This is a genomic window from Chryseobacterium sp. CH25, from assembly GCF_004119455.1.
Classification (GTDB): Bacteria; Bacteroidota; Bacteroidia; order Flavobacteriales; family Weeksellaceae; genus Chryseobacterium.
Genome location: NZ_NRQT01000010.1, coordinates 87,794 through 109,103, shown reverse-complemented (window position 1 = coordinate 109,103; position 21,310 = coordinate 87,794). Strand labels below are relative to the sequence as shown.

At 36.8% G+C, this 21,310-nt stretch carries 17 protein-coding genes, 1 pseudogene and 1 riboswitch; of the genes and pseudogenes, 5 read left to right on the top strand and 13 right to left on the bottom strand.

The genetic code is table 11. The features are described 5' to 3' along the window. Positions 1 to 83 precede the first annotated feature (83 nt). Complete coding sequence (locus BOQ64_RS19260) at positions 84 to 575, bottom strand: hypothetical protein (protein ID WP_129059001.1); 492 nt, start codon at positions 573 to 575, stop codon at positions 84 to 86. A 20-nt stretch (positions 576 to 595) separates the two neighbouring features. Continuing rightward, a complete protein-coding gene (locus BOQ64_RS19255) occupies positions 596 to 1,201 on the bottom strand; it encodes a hypothetical protein (RefSeq protein ID WP_129059002.1) in 606 nt (201 codons plus the stop codon). A gap of 393 nt (positions 1,202 to 1,594) precedes the next feature. Here BOQ64_RS19255 and recR point away from each other — a divergent pair, with 393 nt between their 5' ends. Further along, the gene (recR, locus tag BOQ64_RS19250; RefSeq protein WP_129059003.1) at positions 1,595 to 2,206 is read left to right on the top strand and encodes a recombination mediator RecR; all 612 of its coding nucleotides are present in this window, start codon (positions 1,595 to 1,597) and stop codon (positions 2,204 to 2,206) included. Continuing rightward, positions 2,202 to 3,041 (top strand): glycosyltransferase family 2 protein, encoded by an 840-nt coding sequence (locus BOQ64_RS19245; RefSeq protein WP_129059087.1) that lies wholly within the window; start codon positions 2,202 to 2,204, stop codon positions 3,039 to 3,041. The genes recR and BOQ64_RS19245 overlap by 5 nt, the downstream gene beginning before the upstream one ends. Before the next feature lie 149 nt (positions 3,042 to 3,190). On the opposite strand, the gene secG is transcribed toward BOQ64_RS19245, so the two are convergent. From secG to BOQ64_RS19230, 3 genes are all read right to left on the bottom strand, one after another. Continuing rightward, positions 3,191 to 3,547 (bottom strand): preprotein translocase subunit SecG, encoded by a 357-nt coding sequence (gene secG / locus BOQ64_RS19240; RefSeq protein WP_129059004.1) that lies wholly within the window; start codon positions 3,545 to 3,547, stop codon positions 3,191 to 3,193. Positions 3,548 to 3,848: 301 nt separating this feature from the next. Further along, complete coding sequence (locus BOQ64_RS19235; RefSeq protein ID WP_129059005.1) at positions 3,849 to 5,879, bottom strand: M16 family metallopeptidase; 2,031 nt, start codon at positions 5,877 to 5,879, stop codon at positions 3,849 to 3,851. 7 nt (positions 5,880 to 5,886) lie between these two features. After that, entirely contained in the window at positions 5,887 to 7,200 is a 1,314-nt protein-coding gene (locus BOQ64_RS19230; protein ID WP_129059006.1) for a M16 family metallopeptidase, read from the bottom strand. A 331-nt stretch (positions 7,201 to 7,531) separates the two neighbouring features. On the opposite strand from BOQ64_RS19230, the gene BOQ64_RS19225 reads away from it, so the two are divergent. Both BOQ64_RS19225 and BOQ64_RS24945 read left to right on the top strand, forming a co-directional pair. Continuing rightward, entirely contained in the window at positions 7,532 to 9,865 is a 2,334-nt protein-coding gene (locus BOQ64_RS19225) for an ATP-dependent helicase (RefSeq protein ID WP_129059007.1), read from the top strand. Positions 9,866 to 10,091: 226 nt separating this feature from the next. Further along, positions 10,092 to 12,868 (top strand): annotated as a pseudogene (locus BOQ64_RS24945) (TonB-dependent receptor plug domain-containing protein). Between the two features lie 115 nt (positions 12,869 to 12,983). Here BOQ64_RS24945 and BOQ64_RS19215 read toward each other — a convergent pair. From BOQ64_RS19215 to BOQ64_RS19180, 8 genes are all read right to left on the bottom strand, one after another. After that, positions 12,984 to 13,619 carry a TenA family protein gene (locus BOQ64_RS19215; protein WP_317127669.1) on the bottom strand — a complete coding sequence of 212 codons (636 nt, stop codon included), beginning with the start codon at positions 13,617 to 13,619 and terminating at the stop codon, positions 12,984 to 12,986. Next, positions 13,606 to 14,439, bottom strand: coding sequence for a bifunctional hydroxymethylpyrimidine kinase/phosphomethylpyrimidine kinase (gene thiD / locus BOQ64_RS19210; RefSeq protein ID WP_129059009.1), 834 nt, complete (start codon positions 14,437 to 14,439; stop codon positions 13,606 to 13,608). Before thiD ends, BOQ64_RS19215 begins: the two co-directional genes overlap by 14 nt. Beyond that, positions 14,436 to 15,071, bottom strand: coding sequence for a thiamine phosphate synthase (thiE, locus tag BOQ64_RS19205; protein ID WP_129059010.1), 636 nt, complete (start codon positions 15,069 to 15,071; stop codon positions 14,436 to 14,438). The genes thiD and thiE overlap by 4 nt, the downstream gene beginning before the upstream one ends. Continuing rightward, on the bottom strand, positions 15,068 to 15,865 hold the full coding sequence (thiM, locus tag BOQ64_RS19200) for a hydroxyethylthiazole kinase (RefSeq protein WP_185147088.1): 798 nt from the start codon (positions 15,863 to 15,865) through the stop codon (positions 15,068 to 15,070). The genes thiE and thiM overlap by 4 nt, the downstream gene beginning before the upstream one ends. 60 nt (positions 15,866 to 15,925) lie before the next feature. Continuing rightward, positions 15,926 to 16,018, bottom strand: a riboswitch (TPP riboswitch). Between the two features lie 59 nt (positions 16,019 to 16,077). After that, on the bottom strand, positions 16,078 to 17,919 hold the full coding sequence (locus BOQ64_RS19195) for a carbon starvation protein A (protein ID WP_185147087.1): 1,842 nt from the start codon (positions 17,917 to 17,919) through the stop codon (positions 16,078 to 16,080). A gap of 194 nt (positions 17,920 to 18,113) precedes the next feature. After that, a complete protein-coding gene (locus BOQ64_RS19190) occupies positions 18,114 to 19,007 on the bottom strand; it encodes an alpha/beta hydrolase fold domain-containing protein (RefSeq protein WP_410494483.1) in 894 nt (297 codons plus the stop codon). A 162-nt stretch (positions 19,008 to 19,169) separates the two neighbouring features. After that, positions 19,170 to 19,553 carry a DUF3037 domain-containing protein gene (locus tag BOQ64_RS19185; protein ID WP_129059012.1) on the bottom strand — a complete coding sequence of 128 codons (384 nt, stop codon included), beginning with the start codon at positions 19,551 to 19,553 and terminating at the stop codon, positions 19,170 to 19,172. Further along, complete coding sequence (locus BOQ64_RS19180) at positions 19,540 to 20,313, bottom strand: HipA family kinase (protein ID WP_129059013.1); 774 nt, start codon at positions 20,311 to 20,313, stop codon at positions 19,540 to 19,542. The genes BOQ64_RS19185 and BOQ64_RS19180 overlap by 14 nt, the downstream gene beginning before the upstream one ends. 69 nt (positions 20,314 to 20,382) lie before the next feature. Here BOQ64_RS19180 and BOQ64_RS19175 point away from each other — a divergent pair, with 69 nt between their 5' ends. Further along, the gene (locus tag BOQ64_RS19175) at positions 20,383 to 21,225 is read left to right on the top strand and encodes an alpha/beta hydrolase family protein (RefSeq protein ID WP_129059014.1); all 843 of its coding nucleotides are present in this window, start codon (positions 20,383 to 20,385) and stop codon (positions 21,223 to 21,225) included. Positions 21,226 to 21,310: the final 85 nt, after the last annotated feature.

Genomic DNA, 21,310 nt, shown 5'->3' with positions numbered 1-21,310 from the left:
TTCCGTGGAATACAGAAGCATTTTTATGAGGTATAAAAGAATGAATTAGCAAATTTTAGAATAAGCGTATTCATTTTTTGATTTTAACATCCACATTCTCCATAGATTGGGGTTGTAATAGTACTGCCGTCCGGTTTTTCAATCGTTAGGGTACCTTCAAAGAGTAAGGCTTCTTCACCTTTAATCTTTTTACCTTTTACGGAGATTTTATAACCTTCATTTTCTATTTCCTTGGTAAGCTCTTCGTCTACTTCCATATCACTTGAAGAGATCAGGTTCATAGCGAGTCTTTTACCATCCAGTTTCATATAAGCTGTTTTTCCGGCATCATCTGCATAGATGTATTTTTCAGCTTCAAAATCAGATTTGTTTCTCGCGAAATAGCATGAACATTCTTTGATTTCTTCAGGAAATGAAATGGTTTCAATCTGAATTTTTCCGGAAGGAATACTTGCCATAGCAGAATCTTTAGCAATATTTGAAGAATCTGCTGTTGTGTTTGCAGAAACAGTTTCTTTGTCCTTTTTACAGGCTACTAAAAGAAAGGCAGAAAATAAAATGATTAGGTATTTCATGTGTTTGTGGTTTTGAAATGTTAGCCTCTTGCTCTTTCAAGAAGGGTCATCATTAATAATGAAAGGATTACTAAACTTTCTTCCTCATCATCAATGTCGATCAATCTGTCTAATTGGAATCTTCTTCCGAAGAATGAAGGCATTTTTTTAAGTTTGAAGTATGCTTTTCCATCAATACCGGTAACTGTATAAGATGGATTAAGAAAATATCCTGTAAACATTCCGATGATTGGAAGCTCTCCTACGAAGCTGTCCCAGAATCTTACCCATGCACTGTCTTCCTGTACTTTGAATTTTGGCTGATCTTTAGAATCAAGGATATCATAACTTGCTTTCCAGATAGAACGCATTCCTTTTCTAGCCAATCTACCATAGTTTTTATTGTCTACAATATCATTTAAAGAATAAGAAGCATTGAAATCAATCCATTGGTTGGCTCTGATTCTGAAAAGTTCTTTTGATTTGCTTTCATCATTGAAAACGATAACGTCTTCTTTCAGTTTGAACATTTTCTGACGTACGTATGCTACGTAATTCCCATTTTTGTCAGTAATGTTGAAATCGCTGGATAGTGTCGAAATTTTAAACTTGAAATCCAGTGGGTAATTTAAGTTGTTAAGTACCATGTGTTAGTTTATTTTTTTTTCATATTTAATTGAGCCGCAAATATAGCTGTTTTTTTATAGTTACGGGGTATAATGGCCGAATTGGAGTTTAAAATATCATAATGAGACAATGTATTGTAAGAGTTGCAGGTAAGGGATTGGGGAAGGATAGATAATAGACATGAACTGCAAAAATATCAGGGGAAGTCTTTAAATTTTAAATGTGAATGGTGAATTTTGCTTCGCAAGTGAATAGTGAATTACTAAACTGTAATAACATTAAACTTTAAATATCAAATTGACAAGCGCAGCGAATTGACTATTGACCATTCACTTCATGTCCCATATTTCTAAATCTAAAAACTCCTCTTCAGGATAGATTATTTTCCTTAAATATTGCTTATTTTTGTAGCTATGGATTACCCGAGTAAAGTGTTGGCAAAGGCAGTTGATGAAATTTCAGGGTTGCCTGGGATCGGCAGAAAAACAGCTTTGAGATTGGCATTACATTTATTAAAGCAACCTAATTCCAGAGCGGTGAGCCTTGGAAATTCCCTGATTAATCTTGTCAATGAAATAAAATACTGTAAAGAATGTCATAATTTTTCTGATTTTGACATCTGTGAGATTTGCAGCAATGAAAAGAGAAGTGGTGAACTGATTTGCATTGTTGAAGATGTAAGAGACGTTATTGCCATTGAAAATACTGGGAAATACGGTGGGAAGTATCTTATATTGGGTGGTAAAATTTCTCCGATGGAAGGAGTAGGGCCAAGCCAGCTGAATATTCCTAGTATTGAAAGAAAACTGAATGAGGGCGGGGTAAAAGAATTTATTTTCGCACTGAGTGCTACAATGGAAGGCGATACCACTGCCTATTATATTTATAAAAAGTTTAAAAACTTTAATGTGAATTTTTCAAGCATTGCAAGAGGAATCTCAGTAGGGGATGAATTGGAATATGCAGATGAAATTTCACTCGGAAGATCTATTATCAACAGATTACCCTACAACGAAAAGGATTAATATGAAGCTGTCTATTATTATTGTTAATTACAATGTTACCCAATTGCTTAAAAGCTGTCTTTTATCTATTCAGCAATATGTAAAAGAAGTAGAATATGAGGTGATAGTAATAGATAATGCTTCTACAGACAACACATGGCGGGAACTCATCTCAGAGTTTCCAGAGGTACATTTTATTCCTTCAGATATAAACGGCGGTTTTTCAAAAGCTAATAATCAGGCGATACAGTGTGCAAAAGGAGAATATGTACTCCTACTAAATCCCGATACAGAATTGGAAGGCTTTTACATGAAGGATCTTTTAGATTTTTCAGATAGCCAACCAGATTTCGGATGCCTTGGAATACGGATGCATGATGCTGAGGGAGTTTTTCTTCCGGAAAGCAAACGTTCGGTTCCGGATATGTTCAATTCTTTTGAAAAGCTGTTTACTAATTTTAAGAAAAATAATTCCAAATCTTATTACAGAAATGATATTGATGAAGATGCTATAGCTGAAGTGGAAGTAATGACAGGAGCATTTTTATTGGTTAAAAAAGGGGTTTATGAAAAGATAGGGGGATTGGATGAAGCCTATTTCATGTATGGTGAGGATATTGATCTTTGCTACACTTTAATCAGAAATGGTTATAGAAATTATTACTATGGTAAGGCTTCTCTTCTTCATCATAAAGGAGAAAGCACAGTGAAGAATGATGTTTATCTGAACCGTTTCTATGGAGCAATGCAAATCTTTATTGATAAATACTACAAAGAATCAAAACCGATGCAGTATTCATTCCTGAAAGCAGGGCTGAAGCTTCGTCACCAGATTGAGAAGATTAAGCTGAAGTAATTGGGCTGGAAGCTGGAAGACATGGATGGGTGTAATACTTATGTCTGCTTTATAACTTTCTTACATAAATTAAATTGTAAAAATAGAGTATAATAAAAAAGCAACTCAAATTGAGTTGCTTTTTTATTGTATGTAGAAAAATAATCTTCTTATTTAGCTGGTGCAGCTGGTGTTGAAACCGGTGCAGTAGTAGTTGAAGAAGCCGGAGCAGATTGTTTTGCCGGAGCTTCTTTTTTAGCTGGTTGTTGCTGAGCTGGGGCCGCTTGTGACGGTTTACCAGTGATAACAACGCTTATAAGGATAAGAACGATGATAGTTCCGCCTAGAGTCCATGTTGCTTTTTCCATGAAATCATTGGTTCTCTGTACTCCAAACTGAGCAGAAGATGCCCCTCCGAACGTACTGGAAAGACCTCCACCTTTTGGGTTTTGAGCCATAACAACAATCACCAATAAAACACTGGCAATCATAATAAGAACCATCAATAGTGTAAATATAGTATCCATTAATTCTGATATCTTTTTGAATGGGCAAATTTAATCTTTTTTTACTGAACAACAAAAAAAGATGCTGGTAAATATGGCAGAATAACAAAAAAAATAAAAATCAAACAATGATTTTATACTTAAAACTGAGGTAGAGATAATATAGAAATATGGAAATGACTCCTTGGGGGATTAATTTTCCCGCAGATTTTGCAGATCACGCAGATTCATTGTAGTATCGATATTTTATTTATGAGTGATCGTAAATAAAAAAAGGCTATCCCAAATTGAGATAACCTTTTCTGTAAAATTGTTTTGTTTTTTATTTAAAATCAGAATCCTTGGCCTGATTAATCTGATAAGACTGTACAGCTAGGTTAATTTCCATTCCACCCATATTCTGGATAATTGTGAATGGAAGTTTTACTCCTGATACCTCTTTATAATCAGAGAAATTTGTAGGCATAGAACCTCCTTCTCCAACTTTTATCTCACCTGTCTTTAAACCTGTTTTTACGCTGTAGTAATAAGTCTGCTTTGGTCCTTTTACCACATAAGAATCTTCATTGTTATATTTTTCGATTCCTGCTAACTTAAATTCAGTTGATTTAGCAAAAGTAAGTTCCGGGAAAAGCTCCGGCTCTGCCATAGAAGCTTTCTGTTTGTCATTCAGAGGCATTTTTTGTCCCTGTGCTTCTGCATATCCGTCTTTACCATCAAAAACGATTTTTTGAAGAGTGTTGCCCATCATTTTCATCTCCATCATCATCTTTCCGCCTTTCCCCTGGATCAGTTTCATGGTCATATCCATTCCCTGAACCTTGGTTGTAGCATCAGCGGTAATAGAAGTCACTTTTTGAACTGCTGCTAAACCACCGATAGCATTGATATATTTATCTGCTACAGAGCCAATGGTTACATTTGCATCAACTTTTTGTGCTGTAGGTTTTGCAACCGGATTAGCTTCCTTATCAAAATATTTTACAGGGTATCCAAGTTTTTCAAGTCCTTCAGCAATATCAGAGGCCTTACCTGCAATGAAGATTCTGCTCTGGTTCGGAAGGATTGTAGCTTTTACCGCATTAGAAACGTCCGCAGCGGTAACTTTATCAATAGATTTTAAATAATTGGTGTAAAAATCAGCAGGAAGATCCTGAACTTTTTGATTCAATGCGAACTTAGCGATGGTTTCAGGTTTTTCTAAAGACATAATGAAAGAACCTTTCAGTTTAGCTTTAGCATTATCCAATTCCTCAGGTTTTACAGTGGAAATAGCATTAAGTTCGTTCATCATTTCCTTTACAGCTTTATCTGTAACCTCATTTCTTACGCTGGTCTCTGCTGAGAAATCGGGAGAATATTTACTGGCATTCATGCTTGAATAGGCTCCGTATGTAAACCCGTTCTTTTCTCTGAGGTTCATGAAAAGTCTTGCTTCACCGCCGCCGCCAAGAATATAATTGGCCATAGTAGCAGAGAAGTAGTGTGGATCTTTCATCTTAAGGTTGTTAAGGTTGCTTACAGACAGTACAGATTGTACAGCAGACGGTACATCAACCACATTGATTTCTGTTTTGGAAACATTAGATGCAGGTTCCAAAGCTGCAAACTTTGTATTTGATTTTTTCCAGCTTCCAAAGGCTTTCTCAACCAAAGGCTTGATCTGATCGAATTTTACATCTCCTACAATTACTAAATAAGCATTATCCGGAGAGTAGTATTTATTGTAAATATTCTGAACATCCGCCAGTTGAATTTTATTGATAGATTCAATAGTTTCAAATTCTCCTCTTGATGTATTTTTTCCATACATAAGAGCAGTAGATACTCTTTCAGCAATGGATGAAGCATTTTTTTCATCAGCTTTTAGGCCCTCAATAGTTCTCTCCTTGGCATTTTTAATTTCTTCAGCAGAGAATTTAGGATTAACGATGGCATCAGCCATTAAGCTTAATACTTCTGGGAAATACTTTGAAAGAGAATTTGAAGCAGCTCCATTAGAAGAGAAATTGATATTGGCTCCTAGAAAGTCTACTTTTTTATTAAATTCATCCTTGCTTAGGTTGGTAGTTCCGTTATCAAGCTGGCTGGCCATGATTTCGCTTACTCCAGCAATATTTCCTTCATGATAAGGTGGTCTGTCCATGGAAAGGGTTGTATTTACCCTTGGAAGTTTATTATTTTCAACCACCATTACGGTTAATCCGTTGCTCAGTTGAAATGTTTTTGGTTTAGCAATGTTGATGGCAGGAGTAGGTCCCGGTTTTGGCATTGCATTAAGGTCAATTTTTTGGGCAGAAAGCATTCCTGCAAATAAAAATGCCGCTGCTATATAAGTGAATTGCTTTTTCATGGGTAAATTATTTTTTCTCAGGAACGTAGTTGATAATGATTCTTTGGTTGGAATTCAGATATTTTTTAGCTGCATTTTGAATATCCTGTTTGGTGATAGATCTGTAGATATCAATCTCCTTATTGATAAGGTTTGTATTTCCCATCAATACGTGGTTAGTTGCTAAAGAAGCAGCAATCCCCTGAATGCTTGAATTCTGATTTACAAACTGGTTTTCAAACTGGTTCTGAATCTTCTGATAATCTTCATCAGAAATTAAAGTTGTCTGAAGTTTTTTAATCTCGGCATCAATATCTGTCTGTAATGTCTGCTTAGATGTCTGTCCCATTGGGATAGCAAAGAATGCAAAAATACTGTAGTCTTCTAACCCTTGATTGAAAGCAGCTACCTGAAGCGCTTTTTTATCCTGATCAACCAATTTCTTATACAAAACAGAAGACTTTCCATTGCTTAAATAAGAAGAAAGCATATCTAAAACATAAGCGTCTTTTTCTTTATTGGCTGGAGTTCTGTAAGCAAAAACATAAGCAGGAAGCTGAATGTTAGGGTCAGTGGCAGTAACCTCTTTTTCCTGAGTGATTGGAGCATCTTTAGGGAAATCTTTTGGATATACGGTTCCCTTTGGAATCCCTCCGTAATATTCTTCAATCCATTTTTTAGTCTGTTCAGGTTTAATATCTCCTGCAACCACTAAAGTAGCATTGTTCGGTACGTAGAACTTTTTATAAAATGCCTGAAATTCTTCAAGCTTAGCCGAGTTAAGATCTTCCATAGATCCGATAGTTGGCCAATTGTAAGGGTGATTGGTAAACAGATTTTTCTGGATTGTTGTGAAAAGATTTCCATAAGGCTGGTTATCCATTCTTAACCTTTTTTCCTCTTTTACCACTTCTCTCTGGGTGTCTACTCCAACCTGGTTAATAACCGCATGACGCATTCTTTCAGCCTCCATCCAAAGTCCAAGCTGTTCATTATTGGAAGGGAATGTTTCGTAGTAATACGTTCTGTCGTTAGTGGTATTGGCATTGTTTTGTCCTCCGTTTGAAGAAACAATTTTAAACCAATCTCCTCTTTTGATATTAGGAGTTCCTTCAAATAATAGGTGTTCAAAGAAGTGGGCAAAGCCGGTTCTTCCTTTTACCTCATCTTTTGCTCCTACATGATACATAACACCTGTAGTGACTACCGGAGCCGAATTATCCTGATGAAGAATTACGTGAAGACCATTGGGAAGATCATACTCTTCGAATTTAATTTGCTGTGCATTCAGCATGAGCCCGAAGAAAGCTACGGCAGCAGCCGAAAGAAGTCGCTTTTTCATAAAGTTAGAAATTGTTTATCAATAAGTAGGAAAAGTGAATTAAATGTTACAAAATAGAGCGAGAAGTTGAGAGAAGAAGGTTAATAGTGAATAGTGAATGGTCAATGGTCAATTCGCTTCGCTTGTCAATTTTATGAGCTGCAGCCACATTCACCATTCACGTTTAAATAAATTGAGAATAAGATCAATATTTCTTTCAGCATACCTCTCTACTTTTATAGACTGTAACCATTTACCATTCATTTGTGAAGCAAAAATTCACCATTCCCATTTCATAATTTGAATTCTCCTCTGAATACCTTAATTTTGTGTTCCCAAAATTTTTTGCAGTATGGATTATCTGAAAGGACTCAACGAATCACAATATGAAGCCGTTACCTCTTTACAAGGCCCTCTGATGGTGCTTGCAGGAGCAGGTTCCGGAAAAACACGTGTGCTTACCATGCGTATTGCCCACCTTATCCATAACGGAATAGACCCTTTCAATATCCTGGCACTTACCTTTACCAATAAAGCGGCCCGTGAAATGAAAGAGCGTATCGCAAAGGTAGTGGGAGACAGCAATGCAAGAAGTCTTTGGATGGGAACGTTTCACTCGGTTTTTGCGAGAATTTTAAGAATTGAAGCTCATTATCTGGGCTATCCTTCCAATTTTACCATTTATGACCAGCAGGATGCCCTGAATGTGATTAAAAAAGTATTGAAGGATATGAATATTGATGCCGATCTTTATAAACCAAAGAAAGTTCAGGCAAGAATTTCAACCTATAAAAACAACCTGATTACCGTTAAAGCATACTTCAACAATCCGGAATTAATGGAGGCTGATGAAAAAGCGAATATGAAATTTATCGGGCAGATCTATCAGAGGTATGTAGAGCAGTGTTTCAAAAACGGATCAATGGATTTTGATGATTTGTTATTAAAAACCAATGAATTACTGACGCGTTTCCCTGAAGTATTGGCGAAATACCAGGACAGATTCAGATACATCATGGTAGATGAGTACCAGGATACCAACCACTCTCAGTATCTTATTGTGAAAGCTTTAGCTTCCAAGTTTGAAAATATTTGTGTGGTAGGAGATGATGCTCAGTCTATTTACTCTTTCCGTGGGGCTAATATTTATAACATCCTGAATTTTAAAAAAGATTACCCGGATGCTATTACAGTATCATTGGAACAAAACTACCGTTCTACTCAAAATATTGTAAACGCTGCGAATGTTGTTATTGCTAAAAACTTACAGCAGTTTAAGAAAAATGTTTTCAGTGATAACGAAGAAGGAGATAAAATTAAAATTTATCGCTCTCTTTCTGATGCTGATGAAGCTAACTTCGTAGCCGGAAATATCTGGGAACTTCGCAATCGTGACCAAAGAAAATATAGTGATTTTGCTATTTTATACAGAACAAACTCTCAGACCAGAGCATTTGAAGATGCTTTGAGACGTAAAAATATTCCGTACAAAGTGTATGGTGGACTTTCATTCTACCAAAGAAAAGAAGTTAAAGATTTAATAGGTTATCTGCGTCTTTTAATCAATGAAAATGACTCGGAAGCCCTGATGAGAATCATCAACTATCCGGCTAGAGGTATTGGAGATACCACACAGAATAAATTGATCGTTTTTGCAGACGCTCAGAATCTTCCTGTAGCAAAAGTTCTTGATAATTTACCTATTTATGCTCCTCAATTAGGACTGAATAATGGGGTTTTAAACAAACTGAACGACTTCTGGTCCATGATTAAAGCATTCCAGGTGCTGCTGAAGACTGAAACGGCTTACAGCGTTGCCATGGAAGTAGCAAAACGAAGTGGGTTGATTAAGTTCTTAAAAGACGACCAGACTCCGGAAGGAATTTCAAGAGTGGAAAACGTGCAGGAATTGATGAACTCCATGCAAGGGTTTATTGAAGAACAGATGCAGCTGGAAGACGGAGACCCGAGTCTTTCTAATTTCCTTGAAAATATTGCCCTATCGGCAGATACTCAGGATAAGGATTTAGAAGATGATATGGTTTCTCTGATGACGATTCACCTTTCCAAAGGTCTGGAATTCCCTGTTGTTCACCTGGTAGGTCTTGAAGAAAATCTTTTCCCAAGTTTTATGAGTTCTGCAACCAGAGAAGATCTTGAAGAAGAGAGACGATTATTTTATGTGGCCTTAACCAGAGCTGAAAAGCAAGTGTTTTTCTCATATGCTGTTTCCCGTTTCCAATGGGGTAAAATTACTGATGCAGAACCATCAAGATTCCTGAGCGAGATTGATGATGAATATATTGAATTTCTTAATCCCGCAATGGAGAAGAGGTTTATCAATAATGCAGGGGTGAAATCCAATATTTTTGATGAACACCCATCTGAAATGAAATCTTTCAAGAAGGTAGAGAAAAAGACGCTTAACAGAGGTGAAGATAATTCAAAACCTGCACCGGAGGTAAGAAAACTGAAACCGGTAAGTACAGCCAAAATTATCAATCCAAGTGGAGCCTCTTCTCAGGATATTGAAGTGGGAGATAAAGTAAGACACGACCGTTTTGGAATAGGAGAGGTTGCTTTCTTAGACGGAACAGATCCTCAGAATATCAAAGCAAAAGTAGTATTCATACACGAAGGGGAGAAGAACCTGATTCTGAAATATGCTAAACTAACGAAGATTTAAGCTTAAAAAATAACTTTTACATAATATAAACGGATTCATTTTTTGAGTCCGTTTTTTTATGAAATATCTTCAACTTATTGGAAAAATAGTAATTTTAATAAGGGATAGAAAGAAACGATTATCATTTTTTACAAAAACAAAGTCTATTAATTTTGTAGACTAATAAATATGCTTTACATTTGCACCTGCAAAAAACATAAATGTTTAATCAAATTGATGGAATGATATGAGTAATAAAAAGACTATTTTTTCGGCCTCTGTTTTATTTTTCCTGGGCGTTTTTACCTATGGACAGGAAAAGGACAGTATCAAAACAAAAAAAGACAGCGTTAATACAAATAAAGTAGAAGAAGTGATTATCCTGGGCTCCAGAGCCGGGGCAAGATCGAAGGCAGACAGCCCGGTTCCTGTGGATGTATTCAATCTGAAGGAAGCTTCAGTAGTTCTTCCACAATCTAATATCGGACAAATCTTAAATGCGATCGCCCCTTCTTTTACCTCTACGATTCAAACCAATTCTGACGGAACAGATCATTTGGATCCAGCACAGTTAAGAGGCCTGGGACCAGATCAGGTTTTGGTATTGGTTAATGGAAAAAGAAGACATACCTCTGCACTGGTTAACGTCAACGGTACTCCTGGAAGAGGAACGGTAGGAACAGATTTGAATGCCATTCCTTCTTTCGCTTTAAACAGAATAGAAGTTTTAAGAGATGGAGCTGCCGCACAATATGGATCTGATGCTATCGCTGGGGTAATGAACCTTGAACTGAAAAGAGATACCGGTAAACTGGCTGGTCAGATCAGTTATGGTGGAAATTTAACGCCTACCGCTAATGACCACACCGGAAATTTTGATGGACAGAATATTCAATTAGACCTAAATTATGGTAATAAGATTGGAACAAAAGGCGGTTTTTTCAATATTACATGGTCTTCCCAATTCAGAAATCCTACTTATAGAGCCGGAACAGAATCAGGAACGCTTTATAATGCTTACAACGCCATTGAGCAACGGGCTTTGAAAGATGGAGTAAATCTCTCTTCTCTTTTTACTGATATTGGAAATACATCCAATTCACAGCAAATTATCAACTACATTCATCAGTATGCTCAGGGAGTCAATTATTTTACTCCTGGCCAATTAGCAGGTATCCAAGGTGCTAATACGATTCAGGATATAAAAGACGGAGCAGGGAATGTTATCCAGAAAGGACTTCAGTCTTTATTGAATTTTGATGTTACTGATCAGGAGCTTGCTTACAGAGGGCAGACAAGAAAAGATTTCAATATGCAGGTAGGACAGTCCAAGCTTAATAACCATCAGCTTTTCATTAATGCTGAGGTTCCTGTGAGTGATAACTGGAAGGTATATACTTTTGGCGGATATAGCTTAAGACATGGTGTTTCAGGAGGATTCTACAGAAGACCAAGAGAAAGCAGAACTTTTACAGGTTTGTATCCTAATGGCTATCTGCCACAGATAGGAACAGATATTCAGGATATTTCATTAGCTGCAGGAATCAAAGGAAAATGGGAGGGCTGGAATATTGATTTCAGTAATACTTTCGGACAGAATTCATTCACTTATAACATTCGTAATACAGGAAATACTTCTTTAAGATTTGCTTCCCCTAATGAGTTTGATGCAGGTGGATTAAGATTTACTCAAAATACCATCAATTTAGATTTCTCTAAGAAATATGATGTATTGGAAGGAATGAACGTAGCATTTGGTGGAGAACACCGTTTTGAAAACTTTAAAATGACAGCTGGGGAAGAGGCATCGTATACAACCTATGATGTTTTGGGAAATCCTTGGAACAATACTACCAAAAGACCTACAGACTTTTTGGGCAGCCTCTTCCGGGAGGTTCACAGGTATTCGGTGGATTTAAACCTGAAAACGCTGTGAATAAGAACAGACAGTCATTGGCGGCTTACGCAGATATAGAATTAAACTTTACCAACTGGTTGTTGGTGGATGCAGCGGCCAGATATGAAAATTATTCAGATTTCGGATCTACATTCAATTATAAATTAGCTTCAAGAATCAAAGTGGCTCCTAATTTCAATGTGAGATTTGCAGGGTCTACCGGATTCAGAGCACCATCTATTCATCAGATTTATTATAATGTAAGTTCTACCTTATTTACCGGTGGCCAACTTCTTGAAGTAGGAACATACAGCAATGATTCCCGATTGGCAGGACAGTTGAATATTCCAAAATTAAAACAGGAAACCTCAAAATCTGCAAGTTTAGGATTTACTTATAAAATTCCATCTGTGAATTTGACCTTCACTGCTGATGGATATTTTACTAAAATTGACAACAGAATTATTCTTACCGATCAATTCTTAAGAAAAGATGTTCCTGCTGATGCTCAGGTCGAATTTGATAAATTGAATGTGAATGCCGCTCAGTTTTTCACCAATGCCATTGATACGGAAACAAAGGGACTGGACATTGTTATTGCCCATAATGCAAGATTTTCAGGTATAAAATTAGATAATAACTTCGCCATCAACTTAAATCAAACTAAGCAGGTAGGAGAGATTCATTCAGCCGGATTATTAAAATCTCCGGCACTTGAAAAAGTTTATTTCTCTGAAAAATCAAGAGTGTATCTGGAAGAAGCTGTACCAAGAGTAAAAGCAAGTCTTTCCCACACGCTAACATGGAAAGGAGCAAGTTTCTACCTTAGAAATACCTATTTCGGAAAAGTAACCGGAGCAGATAATATTGATGTGAATGGTGATGGTATCCTTGATCCTAGAGAACACCAGACCATAGGAGATAAAATTATTACGGATATTTCAGCGGCCTATCAGTTTACAAAAAATGTAGGATTAACAATAGGAGTTAACAATTTGTTTGATATTTATCCTACCAAAAATTTACCCGCTTCAAGTAATAACGATCAGTTTATTTACTCGCGCTCCACTTCACAGTTTGGGCAGAACGGAAGATATGTTTTTACAAGACTTAATTTCAACTTTTAATCAAATTTTGTATCTATAAAAAACGGAACCGATTTTTTGGTTCCGTTTTTTACTTTAATGGTTTGTAAGATTAAGTATGATTGAGGCAGATTCCAAGCTGTTTATTCCCATGTTCTCAAATCATAAGCTGCTTCCCAAAAGTAATATTCCATTCTGGATGCAGTGATAAAGGCTTCTGCCATTTTTTTCTAATTTCTTCGGTGCTGTTCTCAGCCAATTGATCGCAGATAGAAATAGCCTGATCTACTGCCACTGAAAATTCTTCTCCTGCATAAGTAGCAATCCATTTTTCATAAGGATTGTTTACTGTATTCTGAATCTCATAAATATAATTTCCAACCTCACGATAAATCCAGAAGCATGGAAGGACTGCTGCAACGGCAACTTCCACAGATTCCAGTGCCGCGGTACTTCTCAGAAAGTGAATATAATGATGGCAGGCCGGTTGTAAAACTCCTTTATCAGTGAGCCCAAAATCTTTGAAATAGGATTCATGAAGAGCATTCTCTACTACGATAGCATTTTCAGCGAAACGCATAAAGGCAAGAACATCCTGAAGATCTGGTATCTTTGCTGCAATAATAGAAAGAGATCTTCCAAAATGTTCCAGGTATAAGGAGTCCTGAGCCATATAAAAGCGGAATTTTTCCTGTGGTAAACTGCCATGGGATAATTCTTTGATAAAAGGCATATCAAGGATAGACTGATAATGTTTTTCTATAGTATTCCAGGTTTGTTCAGACCATTTCATTTTTGATAAGTTTTTGTGGGTTAAAAAAGTGGTTCAGTGGCCCGTTTCCATGACCTGTCTGTACATCTGTTCCGTTTTCTATAGCCTCGTAGATATATTGCTGTCCAAGAGAAACAGCCTCATACAAGGTTTTACCCTGGGCAATATAGGTAGCGATGGCAGATGAAAGCGTACATCCTGAACCGTGGGTATTATTGGTATTAAATTTCAGTGTTTCGAAGGAATGAAAATTCTCCTGTTCATCATAAAAGAGAGAGGTAATTGTTGAAGTCTCCTGATGTCCGCCTTTAAGAAGAATAGTTTTACATCCCAGTTTTTTTATCCTGATTCCTGCAGTGTATAAATCTTCAAGTGTACCTACTTTCATATCTGCTAAAATGGCGGCTTCATCCATATTGGGAGTGATAACATCTGCAATAGGAAATAGCATTTCAATGAGTGCTGTGATGGTTTCTTCTTCAATCAAACGATGCCCGCTGGTGGCAACCATTACGGGATCAAAGACAATCGGTATTTTAGAGTACCCGGCTAATGTGGAAACAATGGTTTCTACCAGTTGAGGAGTATGAACCATTCCAATTTTTATAGCATCAGGAACTATGTCGTCAAGAATTGCTTTAATCTGATCTGCAACGGCTTCTAAAGGAATAGGATATATTTTTTGTACTCCTTGTGTGTTTTGCACGGGCAGAGCTGTTAATACTGAAGTCGAATAACATCCTAAAGCAGAAGTAGTCTTAATATCCGCCTGGATACCAGCTCCACCACTTCCATCGAAACCAGCAATCGTTAATACTGAAGGGTATTTGTACTTTTTCATTTTACAATTTCATTTTTTAATTCATAAGCAGCCTTTTGAGGATTGGTAGCGCTGCATATTTCAGAAACTACTGCCAGACAATCAGCTCCGGCATTAATGACTGACCTTGCATTTTCCAGATGAATGTTTCCTATTGCTACCAAAGGTTTTTCTGTAAGCTGCTTGATTTGAGAAATTCCTTCCAATCCCCATTCCGTAACAGTATCTGTTTTAGTTTTTGTTCTAAAAATAGGGCTTATTCCCAGATAGTCTGCTACTGCAGTTTGTTCATTGTTAATCTGCTCCAGATATTCTATTGAGTAACCGATCATTTTATCCCTGAGCAAAGGACGCTTTCTTAGATTTTGAGGTGTTTCATCACTGTTGCCCACATGTATTCCCGCTGAATTTACCTGTTCAGTAACGGTGATATTATCGTTAATAATAAGTGGAATGCCATATTTATTTGTGATTTCAATAAGCTGCATGGCTTTTTGAAGAAATGCTTCAGTGCTGTCTTTTTTTTCGCGAAGCTGTATAATATCTACACCACCTAATATAGCCTGCTCTGCAACTTCCAGAAAGTTTTTCCCCATACAGTCTGCTTCAGAAATCACCAGGTATAATGAGTAAGGGAAAGGATTTACATTCATGATTTTTCTATTTTTAAATGACTGATAAATTCTTCTTCGGTCATATTATATAGTTTATCAATCAAATTGACCTGAAGGCTACCAGGGCCCTTACTTTCGAGAACAGCAATTTCACCTGCAATTCCCAATAACGACATAGCCGCAGCCGTACCTGCTACTTTATCTTCTGCAACGGCGATGAATGCTCCGGTTAATGCACTTGCAGAACACCCAAGCCCTGTTACTTTGGTCATAAGAGCATGTCCGTTTTTGATGTGCATAGATTGATTTTGGCTAAGAATAATATCCGTTTCACCGGAGATACACACAATGGTATTGTATTGGTTCACCAGGATTTGTGCAGCTTCCACAGCATCAATACTTTTTGCAGTACTGTCTACTCCTTTGGTGACAGTTGTATTGATTTTGGCGAGAGCAATAATTTCAGAAGCATTTCCTCTGATTACTGTAGGCTGAAATTGTAACAGCTGGTGTAAAATCTGATCACGGAATGAAGTAGCTCCTGCTCCCACAGGATCCAGTACCCATGGTTTATGAATGGTATTTGCTGTTTCTGCGGCCATCAGCATAGACTCTGACCAATATTCATCCAGAGTGCCGATATTAACTACCACAGAATGGGCTATATTAATCATTTCCCGGATTTCTGATTTGGCATGAGCCATAATAGGAGAGGCTCCTGCAGCCAAAAGAGCATTGGCGGTATTGTTCATCACCACATAATTGGTAATATTATGAACAAGAGGAGATTGTTGTCTTACAAGCAGAACTTGTTGCCAGAGATTTTTTTCCATTGTTATTATTAAATATAAAAATAGCTTTAGGAAAAAATCCGGAACAAAAGACATAAGAAATCATGTCATTTTGCTTTTCCCTACGTCGGTGTAAGCCGTATCAGGTTCAAAGGGACTCTCTCAATTCTTTTCAGAATACCCCTAAAGCAAAACAAATGTATAAAAATTATCAGAGGAAGCAAAAGCCTTTAACAGATTTTGCAGAAAGCACATTATCTCTCCACTAGCTCTTTCACAGGTTCTCCATAATGGTCGATCTCTGTTTTGTTGATTTGTAGTAATTGATACCATTTTCTGAAAGCTCCTATGAATACAATCAGCATCAGGATCATTGCAGTTGCTGCCAATGCAGCCAGTAGATACTGCCCTTTAGGAATATAAATAGAAGTTACCTGAATATAACCGGCCCAGAAGGTAATTCCGGCCATAAAAACTCCGGGAACAGCTGAACATAATGCATATTTTCCTCTGTTCATTCTTATCAGCATTGTTGTACAGACAATAAGTCCACAGGCAGCCAATAACTGGTTACTGATTCCGAATAAAGGCCAGATGCTGTTTACATTTCCAGTATACACCAGATATCCCCAGGCGAAAGTGAAAAGAAGGCTGCTGATAATAATGCCGGGAATCCAGTTTTTATCGTTAAACTTTGGAACTACAGAACCCAGCATTTCCTGTAAAAAGAAGCGTCCAACCCTTGTTCCTGCATCAATTGCAGTAAGGATAAACACAGCCTCAAACATAATTGCAAAATTATACCAATAGGCAGTAAGCTGATCCATATAAGGGATTTTATTGAAAATATGGGCCATCCCAACAGCTAAAGATACCGCACCACCGGTTCTGCCATAAAGGTCAATTCCTATTTTCTGCGAATAATAATCTATATCTACTCCATGTAGAGAAGGGTGTGTTGCCAGAAATGAATCATAAGCTTCTTTAGGCGTATTGATGGCAAAATAATCACCCGGCATCAATGTACAAGCCGCAATAAGTGCCATCAATGCTACAAAACCTTCTACCAACATAGCTCCATATCCCACAAAAAGAATTTCTCTTTCTTTATTAAGCATTTTCGGAGTAGTACCCGTAGCAATCACAGCATGAAATCCGGAAATGGCTCCACAGGCAATGACAATAAAGATAAAAGGAAGTACTGGTCCGCCTATAATGGGTCCGCCACCATTTACAAAAGCTGTAATAGCGGGCATTTGTATTGTAGGATGGATAACAATTACACCAATAGCCAGCATAATAATGGTTCCTATTTTTAAGTAAGTGGAAAGATAATCTCTTGGAACTAAAAGCAACCATACCGGTAATACAGAAGCAATAAAACCGTACAATGGAATGGCAATAGAGATGGTTTTAATATCCCATGAAAATAAATTATTCATAGTAGGATTCTGCATCAGCCCGTGTCCACCGATAATCCCGGCAATCAAAAGAATCCCGCCTAAGATACTTGCAAACAGAACACTGTTCTTTTTATAGCGCATAATAAGTCCCATAATAATGGCAATTGGCATTGTAATGACAACCGTAAAAAGAGACCAAGCGGCTTCATGCATGGCATTGATACAGGCTAAAGATAAGCCAGCTAATGTAAGAACTAGGATAAAAAGGATAGCGAAGCCGGCTACGGTTCCGGTAGCTTTTCCAATTTCTTTTGAGGCAATGGTGGCAAGACTTTGGCCCTTATGTCTTACAGAAGCAAAGAGAACGACCATATCGTGAACTCCACCGCCTAATACACAACCTATTAAGATCCATAATGCACCGGGAAGATATCCGAACTGCGCTGCAAGAACAGGTCCTACTAATGGTCCAGCAGCAGCAATGGCCGCAAAATGATGTCCAAAGAGTACATTTTTATTAGTAGCAACATAATCTTTGCCATCAGCAAATTCTACCGCGGGGGTTACATTCTGATCATTAAGTCTGAGAACTTTATTGGCGATAAAAATACCATAGAAACGGTATGCTATCGCAAAAATAAGAACAGATGCAAATATAAGGGTAAGAGCATTGATATTGTTTAGGGAATCCATATTGCTTATTTCTTTGGTGAATAATTAATTAAAGTATTGTTTTTATTATGAATAATTTAAACAATAGCCAAGGTAATTAATTTTCAGATAAAAAATATTGATATGTATATTAAACTAGCAGATTTGTTATTCTTGTTTTATTTAAAATTTTGATTTATAATTGTTTGTATTTATTTAATCTTGAGGAATGTATATTATTTCTTCTGTGAGATAATGAAGTCCACCATTTGGTCCGTCATTTTATCCAGTGTACCTTTATCTGTAGTTGAAAAGCTATGAACTCCTTTATCAATAACTATTAGCGAAGTTTCAATATGGGCTCGTTTTAATTTTCTGTGTAATTTTTTTGATTGCTTTAATGGAACTATCTTATCCTGATTTCCCTGAACAATCAAGGTAGGAACACCGGTTGAAGTATACGTAACAGGGGAAATGGTTTTTAAATATTCAATTGCCCTGCCCTGATCTTTATTCAGATCATAGCCGGAAATTCCTTTTACAAGACCTTGTTGCAGATCAACAATCTTTTTTGAAATCATTTTCACCAGAGAAACCGGAATTGTTCCTAATCCGGTGTGGAAAAGTTGATTCAGATCTGCAGGGCCATAGTGATCGATGACATAATTAACCTTTGAAGAATAGGAAGAAAGCTCAGGGCTTCCAATAAAAGTATTATCAGGAGAATAAGCCGCCATTAAAGACAGGTGTGCTCCTGCAGAAGCTCCAAAAAGACCAATATTGTTAGTGTCAAAATTATATTTTTCGGCATTCTTTCTTACCCATCTTATTGCGTCCTTAGTATCTTCCAGTGGCAATGGAAAGTGGGTTCTCTCATTCAAAAGAGTATAATTGATGCTGATGACAGCATATTGCTTGACGGTTAGTTTTTTGATTGTGTTTTCAACATAATCATCTGCATGAATTTCTTTATCACCTTCTATCCAGCCGCCACCGTGAACATAGATTAATACAGGGATTTTTTCAGTAGAAGCATTTTTCGGCATATAAAGATCCAGCTTTAGAGAGTCTCCTTTTTTACTGGTTTTGTATACCATGTTTTCGGTAAGTGTAGTGATTTCAGGAAGCATTGTACTTTTTACATGCTTTTTCTGAGTAGGAGATTGTGAAAACGATTGTGAAAAAAATAAACTGGAAAAGCTTAAAAATAAAACAAAAAACAGGTTTGTGAAAAACCTGTTGATTGATATGTTGTTTATAGATAATTGCATAAGATTTTTTAAAGAAATAGATTACTTTACTAACTCTTCAAAAAGTTTACCAAAAGTAATATTCAGATCTTTAGATTTTCCCGGATGAGGTCTGGAAGTTTGTACAACTGCACTTCTTACAGCAGTCAGCCAGCGGAAACGTTCCGGCACATCAAGTAGAGCAATAGGTCCGCCATCCTTATCACCATTGGCTATTTTCTGAAAGCTTTCAAGATTTTGAATGATGTCATCATAATCCAGTTTGCTGTGCATCAGCTTGAATTTATCAGGACATAAATAAAATTCCACCCGGATGAATTTTTCTTTTTTAGAGAACATCACCAGTCCAATATTGAAAAACTCCTCTCTTTCAACTTTAGGTACCAAGCGTATTACCGCATATTCATATATTTTATCCTCTTGCATTTTTAGCTTCGTTTACAAAGATTTGCGAATTTTCTAATCGGGTTTTCAGGAACTGAAAATAAATCTCACGAATTTCATCAGGAGTTTCATCAGCATCGTTCCAATGCAACCAGTCTTCAGGAATAGCATTGACGATATTTCTGAAAAGTGTTTCATTCAATACTTCATGAGCGAATTTATCTGCTTCATCCAGCTTACTGGCTTTAGGAAGAAGAACATGATCTTTCACATATTTGAAAGGAGTCTTTGCTGCAGTATCAAAATTTTGCCATGAGTGGTGGAAATAGAAAGAAGCTCCATTATCAATAATCCAGAGTTCCTTATGCCACATCAGCATATTCGTATTCTTAAAAGTACGGTCAATATTGGTAATGAAAGCATCCAGCCATACCACTTTTGATGCCAGAAGAGGATCAACCTTTACTCCTGGATCATAGGTAATAGAACCGGATAGATAATGTAAACCGAGATTCAAACCTTCAGAATACTTTAATAAATCCTGTATTTCTTCATCTGCTTCCGTTCTTCCAAAATCTGCATCAAGATTGATAAAAACCAGCTCAGGAATCTTTAATCCCAAAGCCTCTGTAATCTTTCCTCCTAAAAACTCAGAGATCAGCATTTTAACTCCATGACCTGCGCCACGGAATTTTAAGACATATTTGAAATCATCATCAGCTTCTGCCAGAGCAGGAAGTGAGCCACCCTCTCTTAGTGGCAGAATGTAACGCATTACCGTTACCGTTCTTAAATTCTGCATAAAGCAAAATTAAGCTTATTTTTTAATAGTTTTTTTCATAAATTTCAATAAAATAAATTGTATTTGTTGATGAAGCTGATTATTAAAAAAAATATATCACTGGAAAACCCGGAAACGAGGAATTTTCTTGCAGATAGTTTTCATGTGGATAACACAGAAAAACGACCACTGGTCATCTTTGTTCATGGCTATAAAGGCTATAAAGATTGGGGAGCCTGGGATGTAATGGCTGAAAAATTTGCAGAAGCTGGATTTTTCTTTGTGAAGTTTAATTTTTCCCACAACGGAACAACAGTAGATGAACCTAACAATTTTGCTGATCTGGAAGCTTTCGGGAATAATAATTACACCAAGGAACTATCCGATTTGGGTGTTGTTATTGATCATTTTATTCAGGATCCATATGTAGATCAGGATAAAGTAGTTCTGATAGGACATAGCAGAGGAGGAGGGATCTCTATTATTAAAACTTTTGAAGACGAAAGAATTAACGGGTTGATTACTCTTGCCAGTGTAGATACATTGGATCGTTTTCCAACAGGTGACCTCTTTGAAAACTGGAAAAACGAAGGTGTTTACTATGCATTAAATGGTCGTACAAAACAGGAAATGCCTCATTATTATCAGTTTTATGAAGATTATGAAAAGAATATACATCGTTTTGATGTAGAAAGGGCTGCAGAAATGGCTAAAGCCTATATGTTGGTTGTTCACGGAACTGAGGATGAAGCAGTAGATGTAAAACATGCAGAACATCTTCATATTTTAAATCCAAACTCTGAGATTTTCCTCATTGAAGGAGGGAATCATACTTTTGGAGCAAAAGAACCTTGGGATGATTCTAATTTGCCGGCTGATTTGAACAGAGTAACAGAAAAATGTATTGACTTTTTAAATAGAAATCTAAAATAGAAGAGTATCCGGAAACATGATCCGCAAAGAAAGAATTTAAAATAAAGCGGTTGAAATCACGTTATACTATATCATCACTATACTA

What these genes read in the sequence shown, in the direction of transcription:
- BOQ64_RS19260 (WP_129059001.1), bottom strand. Translation starts at nt 575, where the DNA reads ATGAAATACCTAATCATTTTATTTTCTGCCTTTCTTTTAGTAGCCTGT.
- BOQ64_RS19255 (WP_129059002.1), bottom strand. Translation starts at nt 1,201, where the DNA reads ATGGTACTTAACAACTTAAATTACCCACTGGATTTCAAGTTTAAAATT.
- recR (WP_129059003.1), top strand. Translation starts at nt 1,595, where the DNA reads ATGGATTACCCGAGTAAAGTGTTGGCAAAGGCAGTTGATGAAATTTCA.
- secG (WP_129059004.1), bottom strand. Translation starts at nt 3,547, where the DNA reads ATGGATACTATATTTACACTATTGATGGTTCTTATTATGATTGCCAGT.
- BOQ64_RS19235 (WP_129059005.1), bottom strand. Translation starts at nt 5,879, where the DNA reads ATGAAAAAGCAATTCACTTATATAGCAGCGGCATTTTTATTTGCAGGA.
- BOQ64_RS19230 (WP_129059006.1), bottom strand. Translation starts at nt 7,200, where the DNA reads ATGAAAAAGCGACTTCTTTCGGCTGCTGCCGTAGCTTTCTTCGGGCTC.
- BOQ64_RS19225 (WP_129059007.1), top strand. Translation starts at nt 7,532, where the DNA reads ATGGATTATCTGAAAGGACTCAACGAATCACAATATGAAGCCGTTACC.
- BOQ64_RS19215 (WP_317127669.1), bottom strand. Translation starts at nt 13,619, where the DNA reads ATGAAATGGTCTGAACAAACCTGGAATACTATAGAAAAACATTATCAG.
- thiD (WP_129059009.1), bottom strand. Translation starts at nt 14,439, where the DNA reads ATGAAAAAGTACAAATACCCTTCAGTATTAACGATTGCTGGTTTCGAT.
- thiE (WP_129059010.1), bottom strand. Translation starts at nt 15,071, where the DNA reads ATGAATGTAAATCCTTTCCCTTACTCATTATACCTGGTGATTTCTGAA.
- thiM (WP_185147088.1), bottom strand. Translation starts at nt 15,865, where the DNA reads ATGGAAAAAAATCTCTGGCAACAAGTTCTGCTTGTAAGACAACAATCT.
- BOQ64_RS19195 (WP_185147087.1), bottom strand. Translation starts at nt 17,919, where the DNA reads ATGGATTCCCTAAACAATATCAATGCTCTTACCCTTATATTTGCATCT.
- BOQ64_RS19190 (WP_410494483.1), bottom strand. Translation starts at nt 19,007, where the DNA reads ATGCTTCCTGAAATCACTACACTTACCGAAAACATGGTATACAAAACC.
- BOQ64_RS19185 (WP_129059012.1), bottom strand. Translation starts at nt 19,553, where the DNA reads ATGCAAGAGGATAAAATATATGAATATGCGGTAATACGCTTGGTACCT.
- BOQ64_RS19180 (WP_129059013.1), bottom strand. Translation starts at nt 20,313, where the DNA reads ATGCAGAATTTAAGAACGGTAACGGTAATGCGTTACATTCTGCCACTA.
- BOQ64_RS19175 (WP_129059014.1), top strand. Translation starts at nt 20,383, where the DNA reads ATGAAGCTGATTATTAAAAAAAATATATCACTGGAAAACCCGGAAACG.